Origin of the sequence: Halomonas profundus, assembly GCF_020865425.1 — a bacterium.
GTDB lineage: Bacteria > Pseudomonadota > Gammaproteobacteria > Pseudomonadales > Halomonadaceae > Vreelandella > Vreelandella titanicae.
Genome location: NZ_CP086344.1, coordinates 4,453,674 through 4,473,685, shown reverse-complemented (window position 1 = coordinate 4,473,685; position 20,012 = coordinate 4,453,674). Strand labels below are relative to the sequence as shown.

The 20,012-nt window shown below is 56.9% G+C and carries 20 protein-coding genes; 17 read left to right on the top strand and 3 right to left on the bottom strand.

What is annotated here, in order from left to right:
* The first annotated feature begins 58 nt into the window (after positions 1–58).
* Positions 59–964, top strand: coding sequence for a LysR family transcriptional regulator (locus tag LMS44_RS20380; protein ID WP_278370568.1), 906 nt, complete (start codon positions 59–61; stop codon positions 962–964).
* Here LMS44_RS20380 and LMS44_RS20375 read toward each other — a convergent pair.
* A complete protein-coding gene (locus tag LMS44_RS20375; protein ID WP_249362061.1) occupies positions 961–1,659 on the bottom strand; it encodes a FadR/GntR family transcriptional regulator in 699 nt (232 codons plus the stop codon). The genes LMS44_RS20380 and LMS44_RS20375 overlap by 4 nt on opposite strands.
* Positions 1,660–1,935: 276 nt before the next feature.
* Between LMS44_RS20375 and LMS44_RS20370 the strand changes: the two genes are divergently transcribed.
* The 6 genes from LMS44_RS20370 (at position 1,936) to LMS44_RS20345 (ending at position 7,816) form a co-directional block, all read left to right on the top strand.
* Positions 1,936–2,931 carry an asparaginase gene (locus tag LMS44_RS20370; RefSeq protein ID WP_138799255.1) on the top strand — a complete coding sequence of 332 codons (996 nt, stop codon included), beginning with the start codon at positions 1,936–1,938 and terminating at the stop codon, positions 2,929–2,931.
* Between the two features lie 77 nt (positions 2,932–3,008).
* Positions 3,009–4,010 (top strand): TRAP transporter substrate-binding protein, encoded by a 1,002-nt coding sequence (locus LMS44_RS20365; protein ID WP_342411063.1) that lies wholly within the window; start codon positions 3,009–3,011, stop codon positions 4,008–4,010.
* 62 nt (positions 4,011–4,072) lie between these two features.
* A complete protein-coding gene (locus LMS44_RS20360; RefSeq protein ID WP_022521622.1) occupies positions 4,073–4,594 on the top strand; it encodes a TRAP transporter small permease in 522 nt (173 codons plus the stop codon).
* Between the two features lie 15 nt (positions 4,595–4,609).
* Positions 4,610–5,884, top strand: coding sequence for a TRAP transporter large permease (locus tag LMS44_RS20355; protein WP_009285971.1), 1,275 nt, complete (start codon positions 4,610–4,612; stop codon positions 5,882–5,884).
* Between the two features lie 40 nt (positions 5,885–5,924).
* Positions 5,925–6,392 carry a RidA family protein gene (locus LMS44_RS20350; protein WP_498946294.1) on the top strand — a complete coding sequence of 156 codons (468 nt, stop codon included), beginning with the start codon at positions 5,925–5,927 and terminating at the stop codon, positions 6,390–6,392.
* A gap of 23 nt (positions 6,393–6,415) precedes the next feature.
* Entirely contained in the window at positions 6,416–7,816 is a 1,401-nt protein-coding gene (locus tag LMS44_RS20345) for an amidase (RefSeq protein WP_498946292.1), read from the top strand.
* 13 nt (positions 7,817–7,829) lie between these two features.
* Here the strand turns inward: LMS44_RS20345 and LMS44_RS20340 are convergent, their stop codons facing one another.
* On the bottom strand, positions 7,830–8,879 hold the full coding sequence (locus LMS44_RS20340) for a LacI family DNA-binding transcriptional regulator (RefSeq protein WP_498946290.1): 1,050 nt from the start codon (positions 8,877–8,879) through the stop codon (positions 7,830–7,832).
* Between the two features lie 194 nt (positions 8,880–9,073).
* Between LMS44_RS20340 and ltnD the strand changes: the two genes are divergently transcribed.
* From ltnD to LMS44_RS20290, 10 genes are all read left to right on the top strand, one after another.
* Entirely contained in the window at positions 9,074–10,006 is a 933-nt protein-coding gene (gene ltnD, locus LMS44_RS20335; RefSeq protein ID WP_022521627.1) for an L-threonate dehydrogenase, read from the top strand.
* 4 nt (positions 10,007–10,010) lie between these two features.
* The gene (gene otnK / locus LMS44_RS20330; RefSeq protein WP_498946287.1) at positions 10,011–11,309 is read left to right on the top strand and encodes a four-carbon acid sugar kinase family protein; all 1,299 of its coding nucleotides are present in this window, start codon (positions 10,011–10,013) and stop codon (positions 11,307–11,309) included.
* Positions 11,306–11,965, top strand: a complete 660-nt coding sequence (otnC, locus tag LMS44_RS20325) for a 3-oxo-tetronate 4-phosphate decarboxylase (protein WP_022521629.1) — start codon at positions 11,306–11,308, stop codon at positions 11,963–11,965. The genes otnK and otnC overlap by 4 nt, the downstream gene beginning before the upstream one ends.
* Positions 11,966–12,008: 43 nt before the next feature.
* Positions 12,009–12,806: a hydroxypyruvate isomerase family protein gene (gene otnI / locus LMS44_RS20320; protein ID WP_498946285.1), complete on the top strand. Its 798-nt coding sequence runs from the start codon at positions 12,009–12,011 to the stop codon at positions 12,804–12,806.
* Positions 12,807–12,883: 77 nt separating this feature from the next.
* Positions 12,884–13,846 (top strand): D-erythronate dehydrogenase, encoded by a 963-nt coding sequence (gene denD, locus LMS44_RS20315; RefSeq protein ID WP_027957116.1) that lies wholly within the window; start codon positions 12,884–12,886, stop codon positions 13,844–13,846.
* 104 nt (positions 13,847–13,950) lie between these two features.
* Positions 13,951–14,970 carry a TRAP transporter substrate-binding protein gene (locus LMS44_RS20310; protein ID WP_022521632.1) on the top strand — a complete coding sequence of 340 codons (1,020 nt, stop codon included), beginning with the start codon at positions 13,951–13,953 and terminating at the stop codon, positions 14,968–14,970.
* A 60-nt stretch (positions 14,971–15,030) separates the two neighbouring features.
* Complete coding sequence (locus LMS44_RS20305; RefSeq protein ID WP_498946283.1) at positions 15,031–15,594, top strand: TRAP transporter small permease; 564 nt, start codon at positions 15,031–15,033, stop codon at positions 15,592–15,594.
* Complete coding sequence (locus LMS44_RS20300) at positions 15,591–16,868, top strand: TRAP transporter large permease (protein ID WP_138799267.1); 1,278 nt, start codon at positions 15,591–15,593, stop codon at positions 16,866–16,868. Before LMS44_RS20305 ends, LMS44_RS20300 begins: the two co-directional genes overlap by 4 nt.
* 63 nt (positions 16,869–16,931) lie before the next feature.
* Positions 16,932–18,392: an aldehyde dehydrogenase family protein gene (locus LMS44_RS20295; protein ID WP_138799268.1), complete on the top strand. Its 1,461-nt coding sequence runs from the start codon at positions 16,932–16,934 to the stop codon at positions 18,390–18,392.
* A gap of 23 nt (positions 18,393–18,415) precedes the next feature.
* A complete protein-coding gene (locus tag LMS44_RS20290) occupies positions 18,416–19,288 on the top strand; it encodes an NAD(P)-dependent oxidoreductase (RefSeq protein WP_022521636.1) in 873 nt (290 codons plus the stop codon).
* Between the two features lie 35 nt (positions 19,289–19,323).
* Here the strand turns inward: LMS44_RS20290 and LMS44_RS20285 are convergent, their stop codons facing one another.
* Positions 19,324–19,974, bottom strand: a complete 651-nt coding sequence (locus tag LMS44_RS20285) for a TetR/AcrR family transcriptional regulator (RefSeq protein WP_498946280.1) — start codon at positions 19,972–19,974, stop codon at positions 19,324–19,326.
* Positions 19,975–20,012: the final 38 nt, after the last annotated feature.

The following is a 20,012-nucleotide window of genomic DNA, read 5'->3' as shown; positions in this document are numbered from 1 at the left end:
TGAAAAATAGCGATTAACGTAATTTACTGTTATCGATTTCATAACAGTAGGGCGATGAATGACCACCGCCAACGAGTTCGATTTAAACGGTTTGCCGATCTTTGTCGCTCTGGTGGAAGCCGGCAGCTTTACCAAAGCAGCGGAGCGGCTAGGCTGCACGAAAACCCGTGTCAGCCTGCAAATTCGGCAGCTGGAAACGCGCCTGGGTGTCACGCTGTTCCTACGCACCACGCGGCGGGTTCAGCTCACTCAGGCCGGAGAGGCGCTCTACCATCAGTGCCACCCGCTGTTAATAGATCTACAGGGGGCGCTTGCCAGTGCTGTGAGCGACACCCAACAGCTGCACGGCGAGTTGCGTATCACGGCTCCCGAAGATTACGCCGCCGGGGTGTTGAGCGACGCAGTGGTGGCGTTTAGCCGCTTGCACCCTGCGCTGCATATAGAACTACGTAGCGGCGACCAAGTAAGCGATATGGTGCAGGACGGCATCGATTTAGCGTTTCGTCTAGGCTGGCTAAAAGACTCCACGCTACGCGCCCGTCGAATAGGCACTTTTCAACAGCATGTGGTGGCTGCTCCTGATTATCTGAAACGCTACGGCACGCCTTCACACCCCAAGGCGCTGGAAGACCATGCATGGATCGCTTTTACGCCGTTAAAAGCGCCGTTAACCTGGACTTTCCAGCGACGCGATGAGCGGTATGAGGTGCAAATGAGCGCAGGGTTGGCAGCCAACTCAACGGTGAGCTTAGTCGCACTGATGGTCGCTGGCGGGGGGCTCTCCGTATTGCCGGATATGACCGCGGCGCCAGAGATCGCGGCTGGGCGTTTAGTGCGAGTACTTGAAGAGTGGACACTGCCGGAAGGCGGCGCCTATGCAGTCTATCCGCCGGGGCGGCACATAACCGCCAAAGCGCGCGCATTTATGACCTTTTTTGACGCCTGGTTACAAGAAGAGCCTTAACGGGGTGCTGCATTTAATTCGCTGTCACTGTCATAAGTTAGGTTGGTTTCCCAGCTTTCGCTGCTAACGGCTATCGCTGCATGAATACCGGCGGTATCGCCTGCTTTGAAGGCCGCATAGATAGCTTTATGGTCCTTCAAGGCGGTTTCCGGTAGTGAGCGCATAGAGGTTTCCAGTGCGGCTTCGATCAGTTGCAGCAAGGTTTCGCCGACGCGGATGGTCATGGGGTTATGGGTGCTGTGCAGAATGGCGCGATGGAAGGCAATATCGTGCTTGGAGGTTTGAGCACCCGCGCGGATGGCTTCTTCCATGGCGTCGATACTCTGCTGAATACGTTGATGATCCTCTGCCGTTGCCCCGCTCATTGCTTGAAGCGTGTAAGCCGGTTCAAACATGCGGCGAAACTCCAGTACATCCCGCGTCATGCCTCGCGCCAGGATCATCCCGAACGCCATCGGGTCGACGAGCGGCGTGCCTGGTTCGCGGCGAATCATGGTGCCTTGACCCCGTTTGACCTCAACGATCCCTATCGCTTGCAGCATCTTGATGGCTTCACGCACGCTGGATTTACCAATGCCCAGGGTGTGAGTGAGCTCCGTTTCCGAGGGCAGGTAATCCCCTGGCTTGAGGTCGCCTCGTATAAGAGCGGTTTTAATACGCTCTAGCAGTTGCAGCGCAACTGAACTGCGATCCATTGAATCTCCAAAAGAGGTTGTACGGGTCGAGCTAATCTCGGGCTGGCGTTTAAAACTCATGAGGGCCTCGCGTGGCTCATCGGTGTTTCCTGCATTTTATCAATGCCCTAAGCCTAGCGGCTTAAGACAGCTGATTGCATATATTTAAAAGACATATTCTTATTTTCCATTGTTTTATGTGACTGCCTTGCTAATGGTTTGTTCTTTAGTCTAGTCTGAAATCAGACATCTGATGTCTGTTGTTTGTGACGCAAAGCATAAAAGATGGGAACCTGAATGACCAAAAAGCACATCGTGGTATTGACCACGGGCGGCACTATTGCCAGCAAGCCCAGTGATTCAGGCCGAAGCCAGTCAGGGGAGCTAAGCGGCGAGCAGCTGCTGGATCAGGTAGCGCTGCCGCAGGGTGTCGACGTCACGTTAGAAGTGATGTCGATCCTGCAGAAACCCAGTAATGCCGTCACTCTCGCGGATCTTGCTGAACTCCATTGCCAAGGGCGGAGAGCATTGTTGCGAGCCGATGTGGACGGTCTGGTGATCACCCACGGTACCGATACCTTGGAAGAGACCGCTTACTTTCTATCGCTCACGCTGCCAGCGGATAAACCGTGTGTGATCACCGGTTCCCAGCGGGCGCCTCACCAGTTAGGTACCGACGCCTTTAAAAACATCTGCGATGCCATCGTGGCGGCGGTTAGCCCCCAACTGAGTCAGCTTGGCTGTGTCGTGGTATTCAACGAGTCGCTGTTTGCTGCGCGCTATGCCCGCAAGGTGAGCAGTTTCCAGTTGCATGGATTTGATGCCCCCGGCGCTGGTTCGCTGGGGTATATCGACGGTCAACGGCTCAAGCTTTATCACACAGGGACTGCGATTGAGCCCCCCATTGAAGGCTGGGATGTTCCGCTGCCGCGTGTCGATCTACTGCCCGCCTATCTGGATGCCTCGCCAGCACTGCTGAAAGCCTGCTTAGAGAGTGGCGCGAAGGGGGTGGTGATCGATGGCTTAGGCCGGGGCCACGTGCCACCTGGCTGGATGAACGAAATACGAGCATTGGTTAGCGCAGGTGTCCTTGTAGCGGTCGTGAGTAGTTGCGCTCAAGGGCCGGTGAACACCAGTTATGAGTTTAGCGGCAGCCTGGCTGATTTGGTCTCGGCTGGGGTGATCGCGCTCAACGATATCAGTGCACGCAAGGCAAGGCTTGCACTTGCCTTGCTGCTGAGTAGTACCCCGCGCGAAGCGCTGGGGGATGCGATGGAACGCTTAATGGCGTGAGCGGCCTTTTAACCTTGCTCAACTGCAATAACAGGAAGCTAAAAAGCAATTCCCCATAACTAAATAAGGTGCTGGACATGAAACTAACGCTGACAAAAGCCACTCTCTCCGCTGCTATTGCTGTTGCTTCTCTAAGCGCGGCTCAGCTTCATGCGGCCGACTATACCTTCAGCTTCGCACACGTGTTGATTGAAGAAACGCCGAACGGCCAGGCGGCGCTGCGCTTTAAAGAGGAGGTAGAGGAGAAGTCCGATGGTCGTATCGAGATTAACGTGCTGCCGGCCGCTCAGGTAGGTGGCGACGTTGAAATCATTGAGCAGATTCAGATGGGCCTGGTCGATATCGGTATCCCGCCAACGGCCACCCTGGGTAACTTTGAACCGCGCATGCAGATTTTGGATCTGCCGTTCTTGATTGCCGATTACGACACCATGGTGGAAACCCTGGATGGTGAAGTGGGTCGCGAAATCCTCGATACCCTGAATGGTCATAACATGTACGGCGTCAACTTCTGGGGAGCGGGCTTCCGCCATATCACCAACAATGATCGCCCGATCGAAACCCCCGAGGATATGGACAGTATCCGCATGCGCACCATGCAGGCGCCGATCATCATCTCCACCTATGAAAACCTGGGCGCTAATGCCACCGCAATGGCCTTCACCGAGGTTTACAACGGCCTGCAGCAAGGCGTGGTGTCGGGGCAGGAAAACCCACTGGCCAACATCTATACCATGCGTTTCCATGAGGTGCAGGATTATCTCTCGCTGACCAATCACGCTTACCACGCCTATGCGGCGGTAATGAACCAGGACTCCTGGGACTCGCTGCCGGAAGATCTGCAGGCGGTGATGCTGGAAGCCTTCGATAACGGCCGAGACGCGTCCCGTGCGCTAACGCTGCAGGACGAAGAGACCATCATGGAAGAGATCAAAGACGAAATTGCGATCAACGAACTCACCCCAGAGCAGCGTGACGCCTTTATTGAAGCCAGCATGCCGGTGCACGAAGAGTATGAAGATATCGTCACCACGGAGTTGCTGCATAAGGTCTATGACGCTGTGGGTATCGAGTATTGATCCAACGGGTCGGCTAAGACCTGGCTCCTCTCTTCTTACCCCTGTCAGGGTGTGGATATCTCATGTTCGAAGCGCTCAACAAATGTCTTGATCGCTTGGAAAGTGTGGCGATGGTCGTTTTCATGTCGATTGCGACCATCCTCACCACCATCCAAGTCGTGTATCGCTACGGCTTTAGCGGTTCGCTATTTTGGGCTGAAGAAGTCGTTATTTACTCCATTATCTGTATGAGTTTTATAGGTGCCAGTATGGGTGTGCGCCATGGCACGCATATTTCGGTGGATGTGCTGAATGCCATTGCCTCGCCCGCTGTGAACCGCTGGCTGCACATGATCGCAGCACTGATCGGTATCGTGTTCGCTGGCTTCATGACCTATTACGGCTTTGTTCTCTATTTCAGCACGTTGGATCGCGGACAGTTAACCGCTGCACTTCGCCTGCCGATGGCATGGTTCTATCTGCCGATTGGCGTTTCCGGTGTACTGCTGATTCTGCGTTATCTATGGGTAATCAATGAAGTCTGGAAAAAGCCTCCGGTGAGTCTCTCCGAAGAGCTTGTGGCTGAGTCGGATAAGCTCATTTAACCCTGGAGGGCGACCATGATTACTGCATTATTACCGATCTTTTTTGCCGTTCTACTGCTTGGGCTGCCCATCTTTGCTTCCTTGGCATTGGCGGTGTTTCTTGCCATTGAATTCTTTGGCGCTACCAATCCGGTAATCGTGCCGATGCGCATGTTTACCGGCATGAACAACTTCTCGCTGATGGCGATTCCGTTCTTTATCCTGGCGGCGGAGCTGATGCGGATTGGCGGGCTTTCCGACCGGTTGATCAATCTTGCCAAGGCGTTGGTAGGGTGGGTGCCAGGGGGCTTGGCGGCGGCCACGGTGCTGTCATGTCTCTTCTTCGGGGCCATTTCCGGTTCAAGCCCCGCCACGGTGGTGGCGATTGGCTCGATCATGTTCCCGGCACTTGTCGCTGCTGGCTACGATAAGCGCTTTGCGATTGGGTTGATCGCCACCGCCGGTACCTTGGGGCCGATCGTGCCGCCGAGTATTGCGCTGATTATCTATGGCTCAGTGACCGGTACTTCAGTGGGGCGGCTGTTTGCAGCGGGCCTGCTGCCTGCCATTGTGATTGCTTCGATTCTCATCGCCTACTGCATCGTCTTTAGCAGCATCAAAGGCTATGAGCGCGCCCCTTTCCCCTCGCTGAGGCAAATCTTGGTAGCCTTTAAAGATGCTGCCTGGGGCCTTGGCCTGCCGGTGATTCTGCTGGGGGGCATCTACAGTGGCGTCTTTACCCCGACCGAATCGGCGGCGGTCGCCTGCGTATATGGCCTGTTTGTCGGCATGGTGGTTTATCGCACCATTAACGTAACGGAACTGGTGGGTACGCTAAGAAGCTCTGGGTTGATTTCCGCGACGTTACTGCTGATTACCGCGGGGGCCTCTGCTTTTTCTTGGCTGCTCGCGATTACCGGTACGCCCAGCCAGTTGGCAGGCGAAGTGCTGTCGTGGACCGACGATCCGTTCCAGGTCATGGCGCTGTTTAATGTCGTGATGATCGTTGCTGGCTTCTTCCTCGATAGCGCCTCCGCCATCATCGTGCTCTCGCCACTGCTGCAACCGATTGCGGCCCAGGTAGGCGTGGACCCGGTGCATTTTGGGGTGATCACGCTGATCAACTTCTCGGTGGGGATGATTACGCCGCCGGTAGGGTTGAACCTGTTTGTCGCCATGGCGATCTCCAAGATGTCGCTGCAGGAAGTGTTCAAGGCCTGTTTACCGCTGATTGGCTTGATGCTGTTAGCGCTGATCATCATCACCTATATACCGTGGCTGAGTACCTGGCTGCCCTCGTTAATCTATTAACAGCTGGTTTAATGAAACTAAACAATAAGGACAACGAACCATGAGCAAAACGATTGAACAAGCGGTGGCGGAGCAGAGCCTTACGTTACCGGCGATTCCAAGGCCGCGTGGCATGTTTCTGCCCTGGTCTCAGTTGGGCAGCCAGCTGTTTTTAGCCGGGCAGATTTGTGAGCGTGGCGGTGATGTTCTCTATCCCGGTAAGGTAGGGGCTGAGTTCGATCTTGAAACCGGCAAGCTGGCGGCCCAGGCGTGCGCCTTGAACCTGCTGGCCTCGCTCAGCAATGCCCTTGATGGCGATTTTTCCCGCGTGGTGCGATGCGTGCGCATGAATGGGTTCGTCAATGTGGCGCCGGGCTTTCATGATGTGCCGTTGGTCATTAACGGCGCGTCCGAACTTTTTGTCGCGCTGTTTGGCGATGCGGGGCGTCATGCTAGAACCGCCATTGGGGTAGCGACACTACCCGGCAATGCGGCGGTGGAAGTCGAAGCGATTTTTGAAGTGCGTTAAGCACCCACAGAGGTACGTAAAGCATGCAGGATTCACCCATTTTTCTACCGTTGCGTGAGCAGCGCGAGCGGCTGCGGGCGGGCACGCTGACCGCTACCGCGCTGGCCGAAGCGGCAATCGCTGCTTATCAGCAGCGCGGCAAACACGACCACGCCTACCTCACCTGGAACGGCGAGCAGGCACTGGCAATGGCAAAAGCTGCCGATGCGGTGCTCGCCCAGGGTGGTGATGCGGGAGCGCTAATGGGCATGGCGGTATCGATCAAGGATATCTACGCCGTGACGGGGCTGCCGACTTATGCGGGCTCTTCCCAACGCCTGCCGAAGCGCTGGGAGCGCCCCGGCCCGGTGGTGAGCACACTATTGAAACAGCTGCCTTCTGTGATGGGTAAAACCCACTCCGTTGAGTTTGCCTTTGGCGGCTTGGGCACCAATGCCCATTGGGGAGCACCACGCAACCCCTGGGATGCACATCAGCACCGCACGCCTGGCGGCTCAAGCTCCGGGGCGGGTGTTTCACTGGTGGGCGGTACGGCAAGTTTGGCATTAGGCACCGATACCGCCGGTTCAGTGCGTATTCCTGCCTCAATGACCGGCGTAGTCGGCCTGAAAACCACCGCCGGGCGCTGGTCGACCGAGCAGATCGTACCGCTTTCAAGCACGCTGGATACCCCAGGGTTACTGGCGCGTCGGGTAGATGACCTTGCCTTTGCGTTCGATGCGTTGGATGGCGGCCTTAGCGGTCAGGATGATCGAATGCCAGCAACACCGACGCTTGCCGGGTTGACCTTTGGAGTACCAGAAACGTTTTTCTGGGACGACTGCAGTCCAGGTATCGCAGAAACCGTACGCGGTGCCATTAAGCAGCTGGAAGCCGCCGGGGCGCGAATAGTGACCCTCGAGTTGCCCGGCATCGACGAAGCGTACGAACTCTTCAAGCTGGGCGGTGTGGCTGCGCCGGAATTGGCAGCGTTTCTAAACACCGAGCTACCCGAGATGATTGACTCCCTGGATCCTAACGTCGCCGCCCGCGTTAAAGCGGCAGATGACATGCCTGCCTGGGAGTATGTGCGTCGTCGCACGGTGCTGGACTCGCTTGCCGCCTCTGCTGCCGCTCGCATGGCCGATGTAGATGCAGTCCTTACTCCCACGGTGGCGATTACCCCGCCCACTATCGAGAGTCTTCAGCCCGAAGGTGCCTATCCCAAAGCCAACATGCATGCCCTGCGCAACACGGTGATCGCTAATTTCCTAGGCCTGTGTGCCTTAACGCTGCCGGTTGGGAAAGACGCCGCAGGTATGCCTGTTGGCCTACAAGTGCTGGCGGGGCCTTGGCAAGACGCTAATCTTTTGGCCATTGGTCAGGCGATTGAAAACGAGCTGGGATCAGGCTTGGAAATTCTTGGTCAACCGCCAGCGATATGAGCACTGAGACGGCCTAAGTACTCCCGCCGGTTTGGAGCGTAAAGCCCACATCGTGCTGGCGGCGGTAGACGTTTTTACCGCTTAGACGCCGGATGAGTTCTTTGGCGGCTAAGCGGCCCATCTCTTCTCTGGGTGAAAGAATGGTAGTGAGCTGAGGAGTTACGTGCTGACCAAGGGGCAGGCCGTTAAACCCGGCAATGGCGATATCCCCTGGCACGCTTAGCCCTTGACGTTGAGCCGCCAGCAGGGCGCCTGCCGCCAAGTCGTCGTTGGCAAAGTGAATGGCTTGGGTATGAGGGTATTGCACGAGCACTTGGGCCAGTCCTTCAGCGCCCGCCTGTAGGCTGCCCAGGGTATCTAGTTCCAGTAGTGGGGCGTCGATCCCTTTCTCCTTTAGTACCGCTTTATGGCCTTCGTAACGCATGCTGGCGCGATAATCCTGCGAGAGCCGGGCGCCTACATAAACAATCTGGCGGTAGCCTTTGTCGAGAAGATGGTCGGCCATGCAGCGGCCTGCCGCCACGTGATCCAGCCCAACGTTAAGATCCATGCCTTTGCCCAGCTCCATCACCTCCATAATGGGGTGATCCCAGTTCGCCAGCAGCGTATGGCACGCCTTGTTATGGCGCAGCCCAGCGGTGACCAGTGCAGAGCATGACCAGCCCAGAAAAGTGCGCACCAATTGATACTCGCGGTCTAGATCGTAGTCGGTGTTACCCAGCAGTATCTGGTAGCCCTCGGCTTCCAGCGTCTCCTGCAGCCCCTTGATGACTTCCACAAACACGCTATTGATCAGTGACGGCACGATCACGGCAATCAGCCGTGATCGGGATGAAGCCAGACTACCGGCTACCAAGTTGGGCACGTAGCCCAATTGCTCTACGGCTTGTAGAACACTCAGGCGTGCACTATCGCTGACCTTATCAGGGTTGTTCAGTGCTCGAGATGCGGTAATCGGTGATACCCCTGCCGCTTGCGCCACTTGGCTGAGCGTGACTTGGTCGGAGCTTCGGCGCTGCCTGGCAGGGCTGGGAGAGGCAGCGTTGGGCGAGTCTTTAGACATTGGTCGCACGTCCCTGATTTTCAGCTTGTCGTAACGCCAACAATAATCTAAAACGAATGGTAGCGCTATCATGACAGCGCTACCATTTAGCTTCTAATTGCACTGCGACGAGAGCAACAAACACAACAACGATCTCAGCAACAGTCTCAACAGCCGTCTCAACCACTGTCTCAACAACAAAGAGGTGCCGTTAGGTGAGCCAACACGATAAGCAATCACTTCAAGTAGGTCTTATTGGCCTGGGCGCCATGGGCATGGGTACGGCCACCGCTATGCTCAAGCAGGGCTTTAATGTGACCGGGTGTGATATTTCCGCTGGGGCACGCGATGCCTTCGTGGCAGCAGGGGGGCAAAGCGTAGCCACTCCTGCCGAGCTTGCTCACTGCCATATCGTGTTGGTGGTTGTCGTTAACGGGGCGCAGGTTGAGCAAGTGCTGTTCGGTGAGCAGGGTGTGGTAAGCCACTTGGCTCGAGACAGTCTGATCATACAGTGCGCCACGGTGGCGCCCAGTCAGGCCAAACAGCTTGGTGAGCGTGTGGCGGCAGAGGGCTTGCTGCTGCTGGATGCGCCGATTAGCGGCGGTGCTGCTAAAGCCAAAAGTGGTGAACTATCGGTAATGGCATCCGGGGCAACGGAGGCATTTACCTACGCCGAAGCGGTGCTAAACGCCATGGCTGCCAAGGTTTATCGCCTTGGCGATGCGCCTGGCGTTGGCTCAAGTATGAAACTGGTCAATCAACTGCTGGCAGGTGTGCATATCGCCACCGCTGCTGAGGCCATGGCGCTGGGCATTCGCATGGGGCTCGACCCAGAGGTGATATATGACGTCATTACCCACTCGGCGGGCAACTCCTGGATGTTCGAAAACCGCGTGCCGCATATCCTGAGTGGTGACTACACGCCGCTTTCGGCGGTGGATATCTTCGTCAAAGATCTCAACATTGTGCATCAAACCGGCCGCGAGCTGGCATTGGCAACACCGGTAGCGTCCAGCGCTCTGCAGCAGTTTACCGCTGCCAGCGGTGCAGGTTTTGGTCGCGAAGATGACTCGGCAGTGATTAAAGTCTACCAGCGGTTATCGGGCATCGCGTTGCCAGAAGCTGCCAACGACGCCCAGGGAGCCTAATAAAATGGGGATGGGAGCGAACATCGTACTGGGCGCTATTGCCGATGACTTCACTGGAGCGACCGACCTTGCCAATAACCTGGTGCGCGGCGGTATGCGCTGCCTGCAGGTGATTGGCGTGCCCCAGCAAGAAATCGACCTCGCTGATATCGATGCAGTGGTCGTGGCGCTGAAATCGCGTTCCTGCCCAGTAGACGAAGCCGTGGCGGACTCACTGGCTGCCCTTGAGTGGCTTCGCCAGCAGGGCGCCCGGCAGTTGTTCTTCAAGTACTGCTCCACCTTTGACTCCACCGACCAGGGCAATATCGGCCCGGTGGCGGATGCGCTGCTGGAAGCCCTGGACGCGTACCAGACGGTGATGGTGCCCACCTTCCCGGTTAACGGCCGTACGGTCTACCAAGGCCATCTGTTTGTGGGCGACCGCTTGCTCAACGACAGCGGTATGCAGCACCACCCACTGAACCCCATGCAGGACGCGGATCTGGTGCGAGTACTCGCCCGCCAAACGCCGCACCCGGTGGGCTTAGCCAACCGCGCGGTGCTGGTTCAAGGTGCGGAGGCGACCCGCACTCACTTAACGATACTGGCAGATCAGGGGGTTCGCCATGTGATCTGTGATTCCCTGGATGAGCAGGATCTGGATGTACTTGCCGAAGCTACGGTTGCGATGCCCTTGGTTACCGGCGGTTCAGGGCTAGGGCAGGCGTTGCCCGCCCAGTATCGTGCCCAGGGCTGGCTGGGCACGATCAGTGAGCCGGGGCGTTTATCGCCTGCCTCGGGCGGGGCGCTGGTGCTCTCCGGTAGTTGCTCCCGGGCCACGCTGTCCCAGGTGGCGGATTTTCTGGCCAAGCACCCTGCTGGTGGCTTCGCCCTGGATCCCTTGGCGTTGGCCGAAGAAGGACAACAGCAGGAGCAGGCGCTGGCCTTTGCCCGCAAGCGCTTATCTCAAGAGGCGCCGGTACTGCTCTATGCCTCGGCTGATACTGAAAAGGTTAACGCCGCCCAGCAAGCCCTTGGCGTTGCGCATGCGGGTGCGTTAGTGGAAGAGGCGCTGAGCCAGTTGGCTGTCAAGCTTGTAGATGAAGGCGTTGGCCGGTTGCTGGTCGCCGGGGGCGAAACATCAGGTGCAGTAGTCTCGGCGCTGGGCATTGCCACCCTGCGCATCGGCGAGCAGATCGACCCCGGCGTACCCTGGACCCAAGCCCCTCTAGCCGGTCGCAATGCGCCGCTGTCGCTGGCGCTGAAATCTGGCAACTTTGGTGGCGTCGACTTTTTTACTCGGGCGTTTGAGGTGCTGGTATGAGCATCCACTTGCATCGCCATCCCCAGAACAGTTTACGTGAGCAGATCAGCACTCTGGGGAAATCGCTGTTTGACCGCGGCCTGACCATGGGCTCTAGCGGTAATATCAGCGTGCGCCTGGACGATGGCGGCTGGCTGATGACACCCACTAACGCATGCTTGGGGCGGCTGGATCCTGCGCGAATCTCTCATTTGGACAGTAACGGCCAACTGATGAGTGGCGACTCGCCCACCAAAGAGCAGTTTTTGCATATGGCGATGTATGAGGAGCGCCCGCAATCCGGCGCGATTGTGCACCTGCACTCCACTCACTCGGTGGCGGTCTCTTGCCTGCCGGGCGTAGATCCCTGCGACTGCATACCACCACTCACTGCCTACTACGTGATGCGGGTGGGGAAACTGCCGCTGGTGCCGTATCACATTCCTGGCGACCCCAAACTGGGCGATGCAGTGCGGGGGTTAGCGGGCAAACACAGCGCGGTATTGCTGGCTAACCACGGCCCGGTGGTGGCGGGTAAAAACCTCGAGGCAGCGATCTACGCCACCGAAGAATTGGAAGAAACCGCCAAGCTCTACCTGCTGCTACGGGGTGAAAACCCGCGAGGGCTAACGCCGGAACAGGTGGCGGAGCTGGAAGCGCGCTTTCCACGGGATTAACGACGCACTTAACAATGACGTACTGAACAACAAGAGCACCACGATGATTCGATTAGCCGCCAACCTCAGCATGCTGTTTAACGAGCACGCCTTTATGGATCGCTTTGCCGCTGCTGCGAAGGCGGGCTTTAAAGGCGTTGAGTACCTGTTCCCGTACGCCTATGCCGCCGATGAGTTAAGAGATGCGCTGAACAAGCACCAACTGGAGCAAGTGCTGTTTAATCTGCCGCCAGGTGATTGGGATGCAGGTGAGCGAGGCTTGGCGAGCTTGCCGGGTCGAGAAGGAGAGTTTCGTGACTCGGTGATTGAAGGGCTACGTTACGCCGAGGCGCTCAACTGCCCTCGGGTGCATGCCATGGCGGGGCTGCTCCCGGAAGATGCCGATGCCGCGACCCAGGCTGAACACCACGCCACCTATATCCGCAATCTGCATTTTGCTACGGAAGAGGCGGCGAAAGTTGGCCGAGAGATACTGATCGAGCCGATTAATACGCGCGATATGCCCGGCTTTTTTCTCTCTCGCCAGGCCCAGGCCATGGCGGTATTGGAAGAGGTTGGGGCAGAAAATCTAAAGCTACAGTTTGATCTCTACCACTGCCAAATTATGGACGGCAACTTGATTCTCCACCTTGAGCGCCAGTTCAGCTCCATAGGGCATATTCAAGTCGCAGGCGTACCCGGGCGCCACGAACTGGATGTGGGGGAGGTGCATTACCCGGCCATCTTCGAGCGCTTAAGCGCGCTGGGCTATAGCGGCTGGATCGGCTGCGAGTATCGCCCCCAGGCCGACACTCGCGCGGGGCTGGGGTGGGGCGAGGTGTGGGGCCTAACCACACACTGATCGGCACTATCTGCTCGACTCCCACTGATCGGCCCCAACTGAATGAACAATAACAACACTACAACAGGATCCTCACGATGCATATTGCCATTACCGGTGCTGCTGGGTTTCTCGGCCAGCGTTTAGTCAAGCAATTGCTTGAACGTGGTGAGCTTCGCCAGCAGCCTATTACGCGCTTGACACTGATTGACCAGATCGAAGCGCCGCAGCCTGCAGCGGGAAGTGTTGCTGTGACATCAGTGGCGCTGGATATTACCCAACCCGACGCACTGGATAGCGTGTTAGAGCAGCGACCTGATGTGATCTACCACCTGGCGGCGGTCGTAAGCTCCGCCGCAGAAGCCGATTTGGAACTCGGTATGCGGGTTAACTTCGATGCCACACGGGCGCTGCTGGAAGGCTGCCGGGAGCAGGAGCTATCCGATACTCGCTTGATTATGGCCAGCTCCGTGGCGGCCTACGGCGGTGAGTTGCCGGAGGTACTGGATGATATGACGGCACTCCATCCGCAAAACTCCTACGGTGCACAAAAAGCCATGTGCGAGCTGCTCATCAACGATTACAGCCGCCGAGGGCTCATTGATGGTTTAGTGCTGCGCCTACCGACGATTGTGATTCGACCCGGCCGCCCTAATGCTGCGGCCTCCAGCTTTGCTTCCAGCATCCTACGTGAGCCGCTCAAGGGCGAAGAGGCGGTTTGCCCGGTGCCTACCGAGCTGCCGATGTTTGTGATGTCACCGGGCAAAGTGGTGGCGGCGCTGATTCATGGTGCGGAAGTGCCGAGCGAAGCCCTGGCCTCTTTTCGCGCCTTTATGCTACCCGGCATTACCGTCACGGTAGCCGATATGCTGGCAGCACTGCGCGATGTGGCCGGCGAGAAAGCGCTTTCGCTGGTACGCCATGAGCCTGACCCGCGCATTGAAGCCATTGTGGCGAGCTGGCCGGCGCGTTTTGAAACCGCGAAAGCCAAGCAGCTTGGTTTTGTGGGCGACGACAACTTTAAACAGATTATTGATGCGTTCGTTACTGAACCGTCGTGAGTTCCGGCCTGCCACCCGAGGTAGGCAAAAGCCTGGGGCGACGCTACCAATAGCGTGTGTCGCTCCGCACTCCACCCTCACAACAACATAAAGAGGGCACTTCAATGACTAAGCAACACTTTACAAAGACACCCACAATTACACGCCATGCCCTGGTGGCGGCGATTAGCGGTATTGCTACCGTTGGCATTGCACTACAAGCCCATGCGGCGACGGAAGTGAACCTGGGGCACACCCTTTCTGACAGCTCCCACTACTCAGTGGGTGCAGATGCCTTTAAAGAGGCGCTGGAGCGTTTGTCTGATGGCGAGTTCACGGTGACCGAGCATACCTCGGGGTCGCTGGGCGGCGAGCGGGAGATGATCGAAGGGCTGCAAATCGGCACCGTCGATGTGGTGATTACCTCTACCGGCCCGCTAGGTAACTTCGTTCCCGAAACCTATGTGCTCGACCTGCCCTTCCTGTTTGAGAACTACGACCAGGCGCGCTGCGTGCTGGATAGTGAGCTTGGCGACGAACTACTGGAAAAAATGGGCGATCACGATTTGATCGGCCTGGCTTGGACGGAAAATGGCTTCCGTCACCTGACCAATAGCCAGCGAGAAATCGCCACACCAGCAGATACCGAGGGCCTGCGCGTTCGCACCATGGAGAACGAGGTGCATCAGGAGGCTTTCCGTCAGATGGGTGCTCGGCCAACGCCGATGGCCTTCCCGGAACTGTTCACGGCACTTCAACAGGGTACCGTCGATGGCCAGGAGAACCCGATTACGGTCATCGTCGCCACCAACTTCTGGGAAGTGCAGGATTATCTCTCATTAACCGGGCACGTCTATTCGCCGGCCATCGTCCTGGGGTCGCCGATTCTGCTAGATGGCTTAAGTGACGAAGAGCGTGGCTGGTTTAGGGAAGCTGCTGTCGCATCTGCTGAAGCAACCCGTGAAGAGGTCTCGCGGCTAGAGCGTGAAGGCGTGGCGCTGCTGGAAGAGAATGGTATGACGGTAAAGACCGACATTGATGTTGCTCCTTTCCAGGAAGCGGTTCAGCCCGCCTATGAGATATTTACTTCTGAGTACGGCACCGAAATGCTGGAGCGCATTCAGGACAAAGCCAGCAGTTGCTGAGCGCTTCTTCCTCCCCGGCCTTCGGCGTAGCCGGAGGCCGCTTTGGCATGGTGATCTCTTATGCTAGCGGTATTTCTTCGTTTTGAGCATCAGTTAACCCGGCTTGCAATGCTGATCGCAGTGGTCATGCTGGCGATATCGGTGACCCTCAGCTTTTATCAGGTGCTCACCCGCTTTGTGTTTAACGCCCCCTCTACCTGGACGGAAGTCGCCTCCCGCGCCGCCATGATCTGGTGTGTCTTTATGGCCGCTGCCGCCACCTTTCGGGGCGGTTACATGATGGCGGTGGAGGTCGTTTATAAAGTGGTACCTGTGCGTTTTCTCACTCTTTTAGAGGTGCTCATTGTGGTGTGCTGCCTGCTGGTGCTTGGGGTGCTGATCCATTACGGCATCCAAATGACGATGCGGGTGAGCAATCAAACCATGTCGGGAATGAATATTTCGATGTCGTGGGCCTATGCGGCGATTCCCACGGGTTCAAGTTTTGCCATTGTGGCTGTTGCGGCTCGGCTTTTAGCGCAGCTCAGTGGACGTGAAAAGGTAGGGCCGGAGAATAGCGAAATTACTCCTGAGAAGGCGTTGGTTGAAGATGGCCATCTCCCTAAAGGAGGGGCGCAGTCATGAATATGGTTATTGGCCTGTCGCTGATCATTCTATTCACCTTCGGCGTGCCGATCGCGATTTCGATTATCCTGGCGTCAATTATCGGCATCGAATTCTTTACTCGCTTGCCACTGTTGCTGGTGCCGCAGCAGATGTTTATCGGTATTGATAAATTCCCGCTCATGGCGATCCCATTTTTTATTCTTGCCGGGAATTTGATGGCCGCAGGGGGCATCTCCCAGCGCTTGGTGGACTTAGCCAAATCTATCGTGGGGAAGGTGCAGGGTGGCTTGGCCATGTCCTGCGTACTGACCTGCATGATGTTTGCGGCGGTGTCAGGCTCCAGTGTGGCCACCACCTTCGCGATTGGCGCCATCCTGATTCCGGCGATGGTGAAACATGGCTACCCAAAGCCCTTGGCTGCCTCCATTCAGGCGTCATCCGCTGAGCTGGGTGTGCTTATACCCCCGTCGATTCCTCTCATTCTGTATGGCGTGAGTACCGATACGTCCATTGGCCAACTGTTCCTCGCCGGCATTGGCCCCGGCATATTGATTGGCAGCGCTCTGATACTCTTTCTCTACCTGTTTTGCAAGGTGCGCGGTTACGGCAAGGACGACTATAAAGACAGCACCGGATTTATGATCTCGGTAAAGCGTGCCTGGGTGGCCATGCTAATGCCGGTGGTCGTGATTGGCGGTATCTATGGCGGGATATTTACCCCGACTGAAGCCTCCGCCGTGGCCGTGTTTTTTGCCCTGATCGTGGGAGGTTTCTACTACCGTGAACTGAAGGTCGATGACCTGTGGCCGATTATGCGCCAGAGCGTGATCTCTACCGCCGCCGTTATGTTGATTATTGCCGCGGCCTCGCTATTTAGTTTTCTGCTTAGCCGCACGGGGCTACCTGCACAAATCGCCACCCTGGTCACCAATACCATCAATGATCCTCTGATGTTTTTGCTGGTGGTCAATGCATTGCTGTTGGTTGTCGGCATGTTTATCGAAACTTCCGCCGCTATTCTGGTGTTGGCACCGATATTGACCCCGATTGCAATGCAGTTTGGCATCCACCCCGTCCATTTTGGGCTGGTGATGGTGGTTAATCTGGCGCTTGGCATGATTACGCCGCCGCTCGGCGTAAACCTCTTTGCTGCCTGTGCGGTTGCCAAAATCTCGATCGATCAAATGCTGCCATGGCTGGTGCGCTTTGTGCTGGTGGTATTGGCCTGCCTAATGGCGATTACCTATATGCCGTGGATTTCCATGGGGCTGGTGACTGCTTTTTACGGTTAATTTTTTACTGAATCCTGTCGCTTTTTAGCATTACCCGAACAATGACAATTAAAGGAGTGCGATATGCAAGATGCATTAGTGTTACCGCCTCAGCAGGCGCTGATTGGTGGTGAGTGGGTTGATACGGCCACTACCTTACAAGTAGAAGCACCAGCTTCGTGTGAGCCTTTGGCACGTATAGCACGTAGCCAGGAGGGTGACGTTAAGGCAGCCGTTGAGTCGGCACACCAGGCGTTTTCCGGCCAATTGGGCGAGTGGGCGAGTTGGTCTGCCCGGCAGCGCAGCGAATGGTTGCTACGCTTTGCAAATATTATCGAGGCGCATCACGAGCAACTGGCACAGCTTGAGTGTGCTGATACCGGGAAGCCCATGACTCAAGCCAGGGGCGATATTGGTGCCTGCGCACGCTACTTTCGCTTCTATGGCGGTGCGGCGGACAAGCTCCACGGTGAAACCATCCCCTTTGAGACCGACTTCGCGGTCATGACCCTGCGTGAGCCCTACGGCGTGTGTGCGCAAATTATTCCCTGGAACTACCCATCGCAGATCTTCGGGCGCTGTGTGGCCGCGGCGCTGGCCGCGGGTAACACCGTTGTGCTCAAGCCCGCGGAGGATGCCTGTTTAAGCGTACTGCGTTTAGCGCAACTGGCAGTGGATCATGGCCTTCCGGCGGGTGCACTCAACGTGGTGCCAGGGCTTGGTGCTGAAGCGGGCGCTGCCCTTGCTGCCCACCCAAACATTGATCATCTCTCCTTTACCGGCTCGCCAGAGACCGGCACCCATGTCGCCCAGGCGGCCGCGCAGCACCATGTACCCGTCACCCTGGAACTTGGCGGTAAGTCTCCCCAATTAGTGTTTGCCGATGCGGATATTGATGCCGCGCTTCCTGCGGTGGTGCGCGGCATTATTCAGAATGCCGGGCAGACCTGCTCCGCAGGCAGCCGTTTGCTGGTGCAGCGGGAGATCGCTGAGAGCGTGGTCGCTAACCTCAGCGAGCGCTTCGCTGCACTGCGCTGTGATGCAGGCGAAGCGGATGCTGACTGCGGCCCACTGATCAATGCGCGTCAAAAAGCCAAGCTGGAAGCGCGCTTGGCGGCCGCCGAAGCCGACGGTATTCGCGTGGCAGCAAAAGGTCAGTTAGCCGCAAGCGCGCCAAGCGGCGGCCACTTCGTAGTGCCTCAACTACTCACCGATATTCCCGAAGGGCATGAAGTGCTTCAAGAAGAGTTGTTTGGCCCAGTGCTGGTGGTGCAGGTGTTTGAGGACGAAGCGGAAGCTCTGGCGCTGGCTAATGCTACCGATTTTGGCCTCTGTGCCGGTATTTGGACGCGCGATGGTGGTCGCCAGCTCCGTTTGGCTAAAGGTATTCGCAGCGGTCAGGTATTCATCAATAACTACGGTGCCGCCGGTGGTGTAGAGCTACCATTTGGTGGCGTTGGGCGTTCCGGCCATGGCCGAGAGAAAGGCTTTGAAGGTCTGCGTAGCTATACCCGAATTAAGACGGTTGCTATCAAGCACGACTAATCACCATTAATGGAGCAATGACAATGACAACATCTCGCCAGGTAGGCATCGTCGGCGTAGGCCTTATGGGCCATGGGATTGCCAGCAGTCTGCTGCGCGCAGGCCACCAAGTCAGCTTTCTCAATCACTCGGGCAATCAGCCCGTAGATGACCTGCTGGCCGCCGGTGCTACCGCGTTGAATTCAGGCCGAGAGGTAGCACAGAGCGCTGAGGTGGTGATTCTGTGCGTGACCGGCTCACCCCAAGTAGAAGCGGTGCTATTTGAACCTAACGGCGTTTTGGAAGGGATAACGCCCGGTAGTATCGTGGTGGATTGCTCCACCGCCTTGCCCAGTTCAACAGAAAACGTCGCTGCCAGAGTCACAGAGGCTGGCGGGCGCTTTATGGATGCCGCCATGACGCGCACCCCCAAAGAAGCGGCTGAAGGGCGGCTCAACTTGATTGTCGGTGCGCCGAAGGCACTGTTCGATGAAACGCTGCCTCTGCTGCAGGGCTTTGCCGAAAATATTGCCCATGCGGGCGATGTGGGCGCGGGGCATACCCTTAAACTGCTGCATAATTTTGTTTCGCTTGGGTTTTCTGCGGTATTGGCGGAGGCCACTGTCGCTTCACGTAAAGCGGGCATCAGCGATACCGCCTTGCTTGAAGTGCTTGGCGCAGGCGGCGGCGGTGGGGTAGTACTCGAGCGGCTGCGCCCCTATATCGCTGACAATGACCCTTCAGGCTTTAAGTTTAGCGTTGCCAATGCCAGCAAAGACCTCGGTTACTACCATACGATGACCGAAGACCTCGCCGTGGAGGGAGGTATCGCTGAAGCCGTCCGCAACCTGTATAAATCGGTAGAGGATCAAAGCCTGCCAATACCCGCGCTAATCGGTGTGCTAGAGCGGCGTTAAAACAGATTGTGATTTTTCAATGGGCTGTGTTTGGCCTAGGTATTCCCATACGCCGCCAAAAACACATCCACGGCGCTACTGACCTGATGATGCAGCTCTTCATCGCTGGGGAGGTGGCGAACGCCCATGCGGACTTCTGTGACCAACATGCCTTGCCACATACTGCACAGGTGGCTGGCGGCAAGCGTGGGTGTGCCAAGCGTTAAATGCCCGGTTTGGGCTAGTCCCTCCAATTTCTCCTGCAGCCACTGCTTAGTGGCCCAAGGGCCTGCCTCAAAAAAAGCCTGTAGCAGCTCAGGGTGCTGCTCTCCCTGAGTGTTCATCACCCGCTCAACCGCCAAGACATGGGGTTCCAACAAAAAGTGCACTAAGCTCATGCCGACTTCGATCAATGATTGGCGAACCCCCTCGTGGGTGTCGGGCAGTTTATCTAATCCCCTGCGGATGATTTCGGTTTCGCGACGTATCACACTGCCAAACAGTGCCTCTTTGGTCACAAAGTGGCCGTAGACTGTGACTTTGGAAACCCCCGCTTCCCGGGCAACGGCTTCCATCGTTACCCCCTCTAAACCGTGGCGAAAAAACAGACACGTCGCCGCATCCATCATGGCATCCCGTTTAGCCATATCCTTGGGTCGTCCAGCGCGGCGCTTTGATTCAGGCGATGTATGTTGGGGCTCTGTCATTCGGTGCAATCCGGGCTATTGAGTAAATAAATATTGAA